Raw genomic sequence first — 13,967 nt, forward strand, 5'->3', positions numbered from 1 at the left:
TAGTAGTTCTTATATCGATTTTAACCAAATTCAACTGTCGTACATCGATTTTAATTTAATACTTGAAAAAGTTGTCCTACATTTGTTTAGCATTGAATAATTTCTAATGTCATTTTGACTTAAATACACACCATGTCAAACCGTAATATCATATCTTTTGACAATCTGTCACTACAAGAATTCGATACCGAAACCGATTTAATTCCACTTTTAACACCCGAAGACGAAGAAGAAATGAATAACGAAGAATTACCCAATTCTTTGCCAATTTTGCCGTTGCGTAATACCGTTCTTTTTCCGGGCGTTGTGATTCCGATTTCAGCAGGAAGGGATAAATCTATCAAACTTATAAACGATGCCAATGCCGGAAATAAAATCATTGGTGTTGTTGCCCAAAAAAATGAAGAAGACGAAGATCCAACTAAGAATGATATTTATACCGTTGGAACTGTAGCACGGATTCTCCGTGTTTTAAAAATGCCTGACGGAAATATCACTGTAATTCTACAAGGAAAAAAGCGTTTTGCCATTGATGCTGTTACTACTGAAAAACCGTATCTAAAAGCTACTATTAAAGAAGTGGAAGAAAAGCGTCCTGGAAAACACGATACCGAATTTCAGGCGATAATCGATTCAACAAGAGAGTTAGCTATTGAAATTATAAAGGAAAGTCCAAACATTCCGACCGAAGCTACTTTTGCCATAAAGAATATAGAAAGTCAATCTTTCTTAGTCAATTTTGTTTCTTCTAACATGAATCTTACAGTTAAAGAAAAGCAAGATTTATTGATGACTAACGCTTTAAAGGAAAGAGCTTTAGAAACGTTACGTTACATGAACGTTGAGTTGCAAAAACTTGAATTGAAAAACGATATTCAATCTAAAGTTCGTTTCGATTTAGACCAACAACAACGTGAATATTTTTTGCACCAACAAATGAAAACCATTCAGGAAGAGTTGGGTGGCGTTTCAAATGAACAGGAAATTGAGGAAATGCGCATGAAAGCCAAAACCAAAACATGGGATGATAAAACGGCTAAACATTTTGAGAAAGAAATTTCCAAAATGCAACGTATGAATCCACAAGCTCCCGATTTTGGAATACAAAGGAACTATTTAGAGTTGTTTTTAGAATTGCCTTGGAATGAGTATTCTAAAGATAATTTTGATTTGAAACGAGCTCAAAAAATTATTGACCGCGATCATTTTGGTTTAGAAGATGTCAAGAAAAGAATCATAGAACATTTGGCAGTATTGAAATTGCGAAATGACATGAAGTCACCAATAATTTGCTTAACCGGTCCTCCGGGAGTAGGAAAAACGTCTATCGGAAAATCAATTGCAGAATCTTTGGGAAGAGAATATGTTCGAATTTCGCTTGGTGGTTTGCGTGACGAAGCTGAGATACGCGGACACCGAAAAACCTATATCGGTGCTATGCCGGGAAGAATTATCCAAAGCCTGAAAAAAGCAGGAACCTCCAATCCGGTTTTTGTTTTGGATGAAATTGATAAATTATCAAATTCGCACCAAGGCGATCCATCATCAGCATTGCTCGAAGTTTTAGATCCGGAACAAAATAGCGATTTCTACGATAACTTTTTGGAAATGGGTTATGATTTATCCAAAGTTATGTTCATTGCAACTTCCAATAATATGGGAAGCATTCAGCCTGCCTTGAAAGACAGAATGGAAGTCATCAAAATGGCAGGATATACCACCGAAGAAAAAGTTGAAATTGCGCGTCAGCATTTGTTCCCAAAACAATTGAAAGAACACGGTTTAAAGACAAAAGATTTAACTATCGGCAAAAAACAATTAGAAAAAATTGTGGAGGGTTATACTCGTGAATCCGGTGTTAGAAGTCTGGAGCAAAAGTTAGCTCAGGTTATCCGAAATGCTGCAAAATCAGTAGCGATGGAAGAAGCGTATAACACAAAAGTGACAGATGAAGATATTGTCAAAATTTTGGGCGCACCCAAATTAGAGCGCGATAAATCAGAAAGCAATGATGTGGCCGGAGTCGTTACAGGCTTGGCATGGACATCGGTTGGTGGCGATATTTTATTTATTGAATCGTTGATTTCAGCAGGAAAAGGAAATTTAACCTTGACCGGAAATTTAGGAACTGTCATGAAAGAATCGGCAACGATTGCTTTAGAATACATAAAAGCCAACGCAGAAGTTTTTGGATTAGAACCGGATTTGATTGGAAAATATAACATTCACTTACACGTTCCGGAAGGTGCAACGCCAAAAGACGGACCAAGTGCCGGAATTGCCATGTTGACATCACTAGTTTCACTTTTGACACAACGAAAAATAAAGAAAAACTTAGCCATGACCGGTGAAATCACTTTACGAGGAAAGGTATTGCCTGTTGGCGGAATTAAGGAAAAAATCCTGGCTGCCAAAAGAGCTAATATCAAGGAAATTATCTTGTGTCATGAAAACAAAAGCGACATAGATGAAATCAAAGCAGAATATATTGAAGGCTTGACGTTTCATTACGTAAAAGAAATGAGCGAAGTTATTGATGTTGCGTTGACAAATCAGAAAGTAAAAAACGCTAAAAAATTGTAACTGTTTTTTGGAAATAAAAGGCAAAGGCATAGGTAAAATAACGCTTATGCCTTTTTCTTTTAACTTTTTTTCATACCATATAAAATAATATCTTCGCATTTCCGTTATAGTATATAGCATAAGTAATTTTTGATGTTTAAAAAAGCAATTTGTATTGGATTTTGTCTCGCTAATTTGGTCAGTTTTGGTCAAATTGGAGGAAAGTCAATATACCAATTTCTGAACTTAGTGACTTCACCCAGGCAAGCGGCTTTAGGCGGAAAAGTGATTACCTTTTATGATGCCGATGTCAACCAGGGACACTTTAATCCGGCAAATATAAATCCCGAAATGGATAACAAACTGTCGTTAAATTACGGAAGTTTATTTGGGGAAGTAACTTATGGAACAGCTTCTTATGCTTACACTTATGACCGACATGTGCAAACATTTTTTGGTGGCGTGAATTATGTGAATTACGGAAAATTTGATGGCTATGACGAAAACGGTCAGCAAACATCGAGTTTTACAGGAAGTGAAATGGCATTGACTTTTGGTTATGCTTATAATATTCCGGGTTCTGATTTTTATATTGGTGGTAATGCCAAATTGATTTCTTCCACTTTAGAAAGTTATAATTCATTTGGTGCTGCTGTTGACATTGGCGCTTTGTTTATTGACACACGCAACGATGTAAATTGGGCAATTTCTATTAGAAATATTGGAACACAAATCACAACATATGCAGATACACGTGAAAAATTACCTTTAGAAGTAATGATTGGCGTTTCTCAATTGATGGAAAATGTGCCTATTCGTTGGCATTTGACATTAGAAAATATGCAGCAATGGCAATTGGCATTTTCCAATCCGAACAGGGCAGAAGGCTCTTTAGATGGTGGTTCAACTCCGGAGAAAGTGTCCGTTTTTGGAAATGCGTTGCGTCACGTAATTGTTGGCGCCGAATTGTTTCCGGATAAAGGTTTTAATTTACGGGTAGGTTATAATTTTAGAAGAGGCGAAGAATTGCGTATCCTAGAGCAACGAAATTTCTCCGGAATTTCCGTAGGTTTGGGATTGAAAATGGGGAATATAAAATTCAATTATTCTTATTCACGATATACATTAGCAGCTAATACGAGCTTGTTTGGATTAACCATTGATTTTTCGGGTAACCAATATTAAAATAAAAATTTAAAATTTTGAAGAAGATTACGATAGCCATCGACGGATTTTCCTCCACAGGGAAAAGTACATTAGCCAAACAATTAGCCAAACATTTGGGCTATGTATATGTTGATACCGGAGCGATGTATCGTGCGGTGACTTTTTTCGCCATGAAAAATGGGTATATCACTGCTGATTTCTTTGACAAACAAACCTTAATTAATAGTTTGCCTTCCATCAAATTGCATTTCGAATTCAATCCGGAATTGGGTTTTGCCGAAATGTATCTGAATGATGTCAATATCGAAACCGAAATCAGAACACTTGAAGTTTCTAATTTTGTGAGTTTGGTGGCAGAGGTTTCTGAAGTGCGCGCTAAATTGGTAGAACAACAACAGGAAATGGGAAAAGGGAAAGGCATCGTGATGGATGGTCGCGATATTGGCACCGTAGTTTTTCCAAAAGCCGAACTCAAAGTTTTTATGACAGCCAGTTCAGAAACGCGTGCGCAAAGACGTTTTGAAGAGTTACAGCAAAAAGGACAAACGGTTTCTTTTGATGAAGTCTTAAAAAATGTTGAGCAGCGCGATTATATTGATACGCATCGTGATGATTCTCCTTTACGAAAAGCCGATGATGCTATCGAAATTGACAACTCTTATCTTACCCGGGAAGAACAATTCAACGCTGTTTTGGAAATGGTGGAAGATGTGACGAAATCGTTGTAAATATTTGTTTATCTCGATATAAATAGTAGATTTACGTTCTATTTTAACTAAATCAAAAACTATTTTATGAGTATAAAATTCAGATTGACTATAATGAGTTTTCTCCAATTCTTCGTTTGGGGAGCGTGGTTGATAACAATAGGAACTTATTGTATTAATGCTAAAGGATGGACTTTTTCAGAATTCGGTTCAATTTTTTCGACTTTAGCTATTTCTTCTATATTTATGCCTGCCATTACAGGTATTATTGCAGATAAATACATTAATGCAGAAAAGCTTTATGGAGTGCTTCATATTTTGTATGGCTTAGTTTTACTATATGTTCCGTCGGTTGATGACCCAAACATGTTGTTTTATGTTATTTTGTCGGCAATGATATTTTACATGCCAACAATTTCTCTGTCTAATTCAATAGCCTATAATGTCTTAAAGAACAATAATTTTGATGTTCTCAAATCATTTCCACCCATTAGGGTTTGGGGAACCATCGGTTTTATTATAGCTATGTGGGCGACAAACCTTTCCGGAAGTAAAGACAATGCCAATCAATTTTATATTGCTTCAGTATTTGCGATAATATTAGGTATCTACTCTTTTAGTTTGCCTAAATGTCCGCCACAAAAGTTAATAGCAAAGGATGCTACTTTAATCCAAAAGCTTGGTTTGGATGCTTTCAAGTTATTTGGAACCTATAAAATGGCTTTATTTTTTATATTCTCAATGTTTTTGGGTGCTGCCTTGCAATTGACCAATATGTATGGAGATTCATTTTTGTCCAATTTTGAGAATATTCCAAAGTATGCAGATTCTTTCGGGGTTAAATATTCTACAGTTATATTATCTATTTCGCAGATTTCAGAAACCTTGTTTATTCTGGCAATTCCGTTTTTCTTAAAACGTTTTGGAATCAAACAAGTAATGTTGATTTCAATGTTTGCTTGGGTATTACGTTTTGCTTTGTTTGCTTATGGCGACCCAGGTGATGGATTGTGGATGATTATTATGTCGTGTATCGTTTACGGAATGGCATTTGATTTTTTCAATATTTCTGGGTCATTGTTTATTGAAACTACCACAGATTCTAAAATTCGTTCTTCTGCACAAGGACTATTTATGATGATGACTAATGGGTTCGGAGCTTACAGCGGAAGTAAATTAAGCGGAATTATTATTGATGCTTATTTTGTTCAAGATGGAGTAAAAGATTGGCATAACATCTGGCTTTCGTTTGCCGGATATGCTTTAGTAATTGCTATTGCTTTTGCAATTCTGTTTAAACACAAGCACAACCCGAATGATGTCGCCAATGTGAGTCATTAAAATAAAAAAACCTTTCAAATTTGAAAGGTTTTTTTTATGACAATAAATTAATATATTTGATAATCAAATTGCTGCGCTATGAAAAAACTATACTTTTCCCTGTGTTTTCTTTTTATTGTTCTCGGTTTAAATGCACAAACAGTAAGCATTCCTGATCCTGTTTTTAAGCAGTTATTGGTAACTTCAAATAGTAGTAGTAATATATGTGCTTTTGATCTTACCAACAATGCTTTTTCGGTAGATGCTAATGGTGATGGTGAAATTCAGGTTTCTGAAGCACTTCAGGTGGGTTCTCTTGATATTGATAATGGTTTTGGAACTAGCTCTATTAGTAATTTAGAAGGAATTCAGTCATTTACAAATCTTATGGATTTAAATTGTGCCAATAATGAGCTTACTTCTTTGAATGTAAGTGGTCTTAGCCAGTTGGTGAGTCTTGATTGCAGAAGTAACCAGCTGACGTCATTAACTTTAAACGGTTGTGTCGAATTGATGACTATCTATGCCTTCCAGAATCAATTTACCAGCGTGAATTTGGTTGATTTACCGAGAGCACATATTGTGAACTTTAGTTTTAATCCGCTAACTTCTTTAAATATAAGCGGATGCCCACGTATTACACAAGTGGCTTGTGATTATACGCAGCTTATTACGCTTGATGTAAGCAATTTACCAATACTAAGTTATATTTATGTAACCCATTGCCCACAGCTGACTTCAATATTTGCTAAAAACGGAAGTAATGAAAGTAATGCTTTTGATTTTAGTAACTCTCCAAATGTAAGTTACATATGTGCCGATGAAAGTCAGTTAACTACTGTACAAAATCTGGCAACAACATATGGCAATACTGGTTGTACTGTAAACTCCTATTGCAGCTTTACTCCGGGAGGAAACTATTATACTATGCAGGGAACTAGCACTTATGATGGTGATAATAACGGTTGTGGCGGAAGCGATGCTGCTTATCAGGGATTAAGAATGGCAATTAGCGGATCGGCAGTAGGAAGTGTGGTAACGAATGCTTCCGGAAGCTATGTTTTTGATGTTCCGGCAGGAACTTACACAGTTACTCCTTCTTTAGAAAATCCAACCTATTTTCTGGTTTCTCCAACCAATTTTGCGGTTGCTTTTCCGGGTTCGGGCAGTCCGTATGTTCAAAACTTCTGCGTACGACCAAATGGAACACATCGTGATTTAGATGTAACGATATTGCCGCTAACTGTTGCAAGACCGGGTTTTGATGCACGCTATAAAATAATTTATAAAAATAAAGGAACACATCCACAAACAGGTACCGTTGCTTTGACATTTCAGGATGATATGATGGATTATGTTTCTTCTGTTCCTTCTTATAACAGCCAATCTGCAAATTTATTTACTTGGGATTATTCGAATTTACTTCCTTTTGAAACAAGGGAAATCCTTATAACTTTTAATATTAATTCGCCTTTAGAAACTGCACCGGTTAATATTGGTGACCAGTTGAGTTTTTCAGCAGTAATTAATCCGGTTTCAGGAGATGATACCATTGCGGACAATACCAATCCAATCAAGCAAACTGTTGTAGGTTCTTTAGATCCGAATGATAAAATTTGTGTGGAAGGAACGATTGTAACCACAAGTGTTATTGGTGAATATGTTCACTATTTGATTCGTTTTGAAAACACTGGAAACTATGCTGCAGAAAATGTAGTGGTTAAAGATATTATTGACACAGGCAAATTTACAGCAGCTACGCTCTTGCCAATATCATCAAGCCATCCCATGGTAACCAAATTTTCGTCACCAAATAAAGTAGAATTTATTTTTGAGAATATTAACCTGCCTTTTGATGATGCTAACAATGATGGTTATGTTGCTTTTAAAATAAGAACCAGAACAAATCTTGTAGTTGGTAGTACATTTAGCAACACCGCCAGTATTTATTTTGATTACAATGCGCCGATAATTACAAATACGTTTACTTCAACGATTCAGGCGCTGGGGGATCAGGATTTTGAATTTTCGGATTATGTTAGTTTGTATCCTAATCCGGTTCATGGGATATTGAATATTCAAACTAAAAATGATATTCAGATTTCTTCTGTAAACATTTACAATACTTTAGGGCAATTGGTTTTAGTCCTTCCGGAAGTGAGAGATGCCGGTATTGATGTTTCCGATTTAGTGACAGGAACTTATTTCATAAAAATCAATTCTGATAAAGGCACTGCAAGCACAAAGTTTATAAAAGACTAATAGAACTTAATCCAATTCCATTGGGTTTTCAGGGTCAACGAATTCATTTTCGTTTTTAGAGATGACAATGGCAGCAACTCCGTTTCCTATGAAGTTGGTGATTGCTCTGGCTTCGCTCATGAATTTGTCAACGCCTAAAAGAAAAGCCAAACCTTCAACAGGAATTTTATGTATGGCTGTCAAGGTGGAAGCCAAAACAATAAAACCACTTCCGGTTACTCCGGCAGCACCTTTTGAGGTAATCATTAATAACCCGATTATGGTTAGGATTTCCCCAAATGAAAGCGGAACATTATACAATTGCGCAAGGAAAATAACCGCCATCGAAAGATAAATGGATGTTCCGTCAAGGTTGAAGGAATAACCGGTTGGAACCACCAATCCAACTACCGATTTGCTGCAACCCATGCTCTCCAGTTTGTTCATTAAGTTGGGCAAGGCAGGTTCTGAAGAAGAAGTGCCAAGTACAATCAGCAATTCGGCTTTCAGGGATTTGATAAAATCCAGTATGCTTATTTTGTAATAACGAAGAATACTCCCAAGAACTACGAATATGAAAATGGCCATCGTGATATAAACCGTAATCATTAATTTCCCCAGCGGAATGAGCGTTTCAAATCCAAATTTCCCAACGGTATATGCCATAGCACCAAATGCACCAAGTGGCGCCAAATACATGACAAATTTCAAAGCCCTGAAAACTATTTTAGACCAGTTGTATAAAACCGCTATTACAGTTTCTCTTTTCTTGTGATAGTTGAGTACAAGACCGAAGATGATGGCGACAACCAGAACCTGTAGTGTAAAATTGCTCATAAAGAAGTCGAGCCAACTAAAAGCTGTTTTGGCAGAGGAAGTATATTTACTGGCATCTTCAATGGTTAATCCCGATTTGTCAATTTTACCAGGTTGAATAATATACGCGGCAGCAACACCAATTGCTAAGGCAAATGTGGTTACGATTTCAAAATAGATAAGTGATTTGATTCCGATTCGCCCCACTTTTTTTAAGTCGCCCATACCTGCGATTCCTAAAACAATGGTTAAGAAGATGATTGGTCCGATAAAAATTTTGACCAATTGGATGAATGAATCGCCAACGATTTTCATTTTCTGTCCGTTTTCCGGATGGAAATGTCCAAGAAGAACACCACAGATAATGGCAATCAACACCCAAAAGGTTAGGTTTGTTGTGGCTTTGAATAAAATGGATTCTGTATTCTTCATTTTGATTTTATTGGATTACAATGTACTATTTATTTTTTAGACCTGACAGGTTTTCAAAACCTGTCAGGTCTGCAATACAAATCCTAACTAGCCCTGATAGAAGCGGTCTCGTCTTTTGGGACGAGATAGAGCGGATAGCAGGAATATGGTTTCCTAAAATGCCCTAACCATTCGCTTCTAAATTTTCAATGCCGCTGCTTTAATTTTCCTTTGCGACTTCGCGTCTTTGCGTGAAAAATAATTGCTCGCAAAGACGCGAAGGCGCAAAGAAAAGTAAATGTTTATTTTTTGCTTTTATGGATGTTAAATTTCTCTTTGTAAATATTTTGTAATTAAGAAATTATGCTTACTTTTGCCAACCTTTTGGCGAAGAAGAGTTTCCTTTAGGTATCAAACATTTATATATAAACACTGTTGTGTTTTTATCGCATCAAGAAACTCGAAGAACATAACATACAAATTATTTTATCAGCATGGCTGTATTAAACAAAGAACAAGAAGCGTTTTTAAATGAATTCAACTGGCATAATTATGCAGAAGGAATTGACGCAGTAGATGAGAAAAACTTGCAAGAGTTTGAAAACTTAGTTACAAAAACTTTCATTTCAACTGATCAGGAAGAAGTTGTAGAAGGTGTTGTAGTTAGAATTACTGACAGAGACGCAATTGTTGACATCAACGCGAAATCAGAAGGAGTTATCTCTTTAAATGAATTCCGTTACAACCCAAACTTAAAAGTGGGTGACAAAGTAGAAGTATTAATTGACATCCGTGAGGACAAAACAGGTCAGTTAGTATTATCTCACAGAAAAGCAAGAACAATCAAATCTTGGGATAGAGTTATTTCTGCAAACGAAACTGGAGAAATCGTTCAAGGTTTTGTTAAATGCAGAACTAAAGGTGGTATGATTGTAGATGTTTTCGGAATTGAAGCATTCTTACCAGGTTCACAAATTGATGTGAAACCAATCCGTGATTATGATGTATACGTAAACAAAATGATGGAATTCAAAGTGGTAAAAATTAACCACGAATTCAAAAACGTTGTTGTTTCTCACAAAGCGCTTATCGAAGCGGATATCGAAGTTCAGAAAAAAGAAATCATTGGTCAATTAGAAAAAGGACAAGTATTAGAAGGTGTTGTTAAAAACATTACTTCTTATGGTGTGTTTATTGACTTAGGTGGTGTTGATGGATTAATCCACATTACTGACCTTTCTTGGTCAAGAATCAACCACCCAAGTGAAGTTCTTGAATTAGATCAAAAATTAAACGTTGTAATCCTTGATTTCGATGATGAGAAAACAAGAATTCAATTAGGTTTAAAACAATTAAACGCTCATCCATGGGATGCTCTTGATTCTAAATTAGCAATCGGAGACAAAGTGAAAGGTAAAGTAGTTGTAATCGCTGATTACGGTGCATTTATCGAAGTAGCTGAAGGTGTTGAAGGTTTAATCCACGTTTCTGAAATGTCTTGGTCTACTCACTTGAGAAGTGCACAGGATTTCGTAAAAGTTGGAGATACTGTTGAAGCAGTTATCCTTACACTTGACAGAGATGACAGAAAAATGTCTTTAGGTATTAAGCAATTAACGCAAGATCCATGGACAGACATCACTGCTAAATATCCTGTAGGTTCTAAACACACAGGTATCGTTAGAAACTTTACAAACTTTGGTATTTTTGTTGAATTAGAAGAAGGTATTGATGGATTAGTTTACATCTCTGATTTATCTTGGACTAAGAAAATCAAACACCCATCAGAATTTGTAAACGTTGGAGACAAATTAGATGTAGTAGTATTAGAGTTAGATGTTGAAGGACGTAAATTATCTTTAGGTCACAAACAAACAACTGAAAATCCTTGGGACAAACATGAAGATGCTTACGCTGTTGGAACTATCCACAACGGAACTATCGCTGAGATTGTTGACAAAGGTGCTACTGTAGATTTCGGTGACGATGTAGTTGCGTTTATTCCAACGCGTCACTTAGAAAAAGAAGATGGTAAGAAATTGAAAAAAGGTGAAGCAGCTGACTTTAAAGTTATTGAATTCAACAAAGAATTCAAAAGAGTTGTAGCTTCTCACACGGCTATCTTTAGAGAAGAAGAAGAGAAAAATGTTAAAGCGGTTGCAGAAGCAGTAAGCTCTAACAATAATGCTCCGGCTTCAACTCTTGGAGATAACAATGATATCCTTGCCGGATTAAAAGCAAAAATGGAAAAAACAGAGAAAAAGAAATAATTCTCTGATTCCTATAAATAGAAAGTCCCGAGCAATCGGGACTTTTTTGTTTTTAATTATTATAATATTTTCGCTGCCAAATTTCCTCATTGAAATTTTTCCCCATCATAAAAAAGTAATAGGCAAACACCGCAAAGATGGATTTAAATGCAAAAAGAAAGATAATAAAAGAAGCCAAAGGAACCGATTTACTCAAATTATTTTCAGGAACTAATAATGCTACAACAATACTCAATACTATACTGGTTATTGTAAAGGTTCCTAAATTTTTGATTGGCAAAACCATTAATTTTCTTAACGGGTTAATTTCTGTTCCCCATTGGTGAATCAAATAATAATAATCGTTTCCAATCGGAACAAACAATAAAGGGTCATCGTAGTTCAACAAGTGAAAAGCTTTGCTTGATGCGATAATTTTAAAACCGTCCAGCGAAGTGTTGTGTAGTTTTTCCATCATTCGAATTTTGGAAATGGCTTCTTCCGGAATTTCATTTTTAAAGATATTGCTCTCCAAAAACCGTAATCGATAGTCGATACAAATAGTTTTGATTTGTTCTAAATGAAAAATCTTATCTGTTTCTAACAAGTCAAATTTCAATCGGTTTATTTTTGTTGAGCTTTGCTCTTTTAGTTTGTGTATGATTTGCTTTCTGCGAATATCATTTTCTTCAAAAATCGCTTTTACTTCTGCCATAATTGCAGCTTCAGATTTAAACTTTCTTCTTTTATGAAGCAATTCTTTTTGGAAATTTATACTATTTACTATCATTTTCTATGTTTTTTTAAAAGCTTGACACAATGTAAATTATACCAACTAATTTATAAAATAAATTCTCATTTCAACTTTAGTAACACAATAAATTGTGTGTTGACATTTGTTAAAGTTTTTAGAAAAAATAGCATTAGTAAAACCAGAGAAAAGGTATTGGCGTAAATGGCTATATAACTTTAAAAAAAATAATTATCATGAAAACTAAGAATCTAGTATCGATTGCCTTTTTTGCCTTGACAATTTTTACAACCACATCCATTTTTGCCCAAAAAGAAAAAACAGTAACCGTTGGTGGCGCACCAATGTATCCATCAAAAAACATTGTAGAAAATGCTGTGAATTCAAAAGATCACACAACTTTAGTTGCGGCAGTAAAAGCGGCCGAATTAGTTGAAACATTACAATCAAAAGGACCTTTTACCGTGTTTGCCCCAACAAATGCAGCCTTCGACAAATTGCCAAAAGGAACCGTAGAAACATTATTAAAACAGGAAAACCTGAAATTATTACAAACCATTTTGACTTACCATGTTGTAGCCGGAAAAATGAATTCATCTGATATTGCTAAAGCGATAAAAGCCGGAAACGGAAAAGCAACTTTGAAAACAGTAAGCGGTGGGACCTTAACAGCCTGGATGAAAGGTTCAGACCTTTATCTGACAGACGAAAATGGGAATAGTGCCAAAGTTACAATTGCTGATGTTAATCAATCTAATGGTGTAATCCATGTTATTGATGCTGTAGTTACACCTAAATCATAATTTTATACTTGTACTTCGAAATACTGTTGTATAAAAGAAAAGTCTCCCTTTTAGGTTTGGGAGACTTTTTTGTTACAAATGGTTTTGTCAGTTTTTTAATCTTTGTCAATTATTTTTTAGTAACAGCACCAACCGGCATAATGGTTTTTCCATATACTTCGTTCAATAAGGTTGCCATGCCGGTATAGATTGCAGAAGCACCACATATAATCCCTTCATAGCCTGTAAATGTTTTAATCGCAGCACTTTCGGTTATATCGCCTAACGCCAATAAAAAAAACAATAATGTTAAGCTGGCAAAAACAAATTGCAAGGCCTTGCTAATTTTTAAGGTACCAATAAATAAAAGACCGGTAAATATTCCCCACATTATTAGGTAAGCAACTATCCCATTAACTGATGGAGCAGGCATTAAGTTCCATTTTGGTAAAAGCAGCAATGCCACAAGTGTAAGCCAGAAAAAACCATAGGAAACAAAGGCAGTCATTCCGAATGTATTGTTCTTTTTTGATTCTAAAATTCCGGCTACGATTTGCGCTAAACCACCGTAAAAAAGCCCCATAGCAATAATCATCGAATTCATTTCAAAAAAACCTGCATTGTGCAGATTTAATAAAATAGTTGTCATACCAAAAGCCAAAAGCCCTAATGGTGCCGGATTAGCGGAATTATCTTGGATGATTGTTGTTGATTGTTGCATAATAGTCAATGTATAAAATGATTTAATTTATAAATATCTGTTATTTCTGTGACTTTTCATTAACTTGACTACTATTTTTTAAGCCATATTGTAATTTCTATTATTGATTGAAGTTTGCTTACTTTTCTGCCATTTAATTCTTTTCCAATTTGGAGTTCTAATAATCGGTTTATCTTCTTGTGCAGTTAAAAGGTTTTTTTTTGCACTTCACCGACTATTCTTTTTTAAGATAATGGTTGT

General features: G+C 35.4%; 10 protein-coding genes. 7 read left to right on the forward strand and 3 right to left on the reverse strand.

Going from position 1 to position 13,967, the window contains the following annotated elements; translation table 11 throughout:
* Window positions 1–132 precede the first annotated feature (132 nt).
* The 5 genes from lon to GS03_RS07845 all read left to right on the forward strand — a co-directional run bounded on the left by lon (window position 133) and on the right by GS03_RS07845 (window position 8,018).
* Window positions 133–2,583, forward strand: a complete 2,451-nt coding sequence (gene lon, locus GS03_RS07825; protein ID WP_136151982.1) for an endopeptidase La — start codon at window positions 133–135, stop codon at window positions 2,581–2,583.
* A 132-nt stretch (window positions 2,584–2,715) separates the two neighbouring features.
* Window positions 2,716–3,747, forward strand: coding sequence for a type IX secretion system protein PorQ (gene porQ, locus GS03_RS07830; protein ID WP_136151983.1), 1,032 nt, complete (start codon window positions 2,716–2,718; stop codon window positions 3,745–3,747).
* 17 nt (window positions 3,748–3,764) lie between these two features.
* Window positions 3,765–4,457 carry a (d)CMP kinase gene (gene cmk, locus GS03_RS07835; RefSeq protein ID WP_136151984.1) on the forward strand — a complete coding sequence of 231 codons (693 nt, stop codon included), beginning with the start codon at window positions 3,765–3,767 and terminating at the stop codon, window positions 4,455–4,457.
* 66 nt (window positions 4,458–4,523) lie between these two features.
* Entirely contained in the window at window positions 4,524–5,777 is a 1,254-nt protein-coding gene (locus tag GS03_RS07840) for a nucleoside permease (protein ID WP_136151985.1), read from the forward strand.
* Between the two features lie 78 nt (window positions 5,778–5,855).
* The gene (locus GS03_RS07845) at window positions 5,856–8,018 is read left to right on the forward strand and encodes a DUF7619 domain-containing protein (RefSeq protein WP_136151986.1); all 2,163 of its coding nucleotides are present in this window, start codon (window positions 5,856–5,858) and stop codon (window positions 8,016–8,018) included.
* A 6-nt stretch (window positions 8,019–8,024) separates the two neighbouring features.
* On the opposite strand, the gene GS03_RS07850 is transcribed toward GS03_RS07845, so the two are convergent.
* On the reverse strand, window positions 8,025–9,245 hold the full coding sequence (locus tag GS03_RS07850; RefSeq protein WP_136151987.1) for a cation:dicarboxylate symporter family transporter: 1,221 nt from the start codon (window positions 9,243–9,245) through the stop codon (window positions 8,025–8,027).
* 473 nt (window positions 9,246–9,718) lie between these two features.
* On the opposite strand from GS03_RS07850, the gene rpsA reads away from it, so the two are divergent.
* Window positions 9,719–11,494 (forward strand): 30S ribosomal protein S1, encoded by a 1,776-nt coding sequence (gene rpsA / locus GS03_RS07855; protein WP_136151988.1) that lies wholly within the window; start codon window positions 9,719–9,721, stop codon window positions 11,492–11,494.
* Between the two features lie 52 nt (window positions 11,495–11,546).
* Here rpsA and GS03_RS07860 read toward each other — a convergent pair whose 3' ends face one another.
* Window positions 11,547–12,263 carry a hypothetical protein gene (locus GS03_RS07860; protein WP_136151989.1) on the reverse strand — a complete coding sequence of 239 codons (717 nt, stop codon included), beginning with the start codon at window positions 12,261–12,263 and terminating at the stop codon, window positions 11,547–11,549.
* Window positions 12,264–12,460: 197 nt separating this feature from the next.
* Here GS03_RS07860 and GS03_RS07865 point away from each other — a divergent pair, with 197 nt between their 5' ends.
* A complete protein-coding gene (locus GS03_RS07865; protein ID WP_136151990.1) occupies window positions 12,461–13,027 on the forward strand; it encodes a fasciclin domain-containing protein in 567 nt (188 codons plus the stop codon).
* Window positions 13,028–13,136: 109 nt separating this feature from the next.
* Here the strand turns inward: GS03_RS07865 and GS03_RS07870 are convergent, their stop codons facing one another.
* Entirely contained in the window at window positions 13,137–13,727 is a 591-nt protein-coding gene (locus tag GS03_RS07870) for an acetate uptake transporter (RefSeq protein WP_136151991.1), read from the reverse strand.
* Between the last annotated feature and the right edge of the window lie 240 nt (window positions 13,728–13,967).

It is taken from the genome of Flavobacterium sangjuense (genome assembly GCF_004797125.1).
In the GTDB taxonomy this organism is placed as follows: Bacteria; Bacteroidota; Bacteroidia; order Flavobacteriales; family Flavobacteriaceae; genus Flavobacterium; species Flavobacterium sangjuense.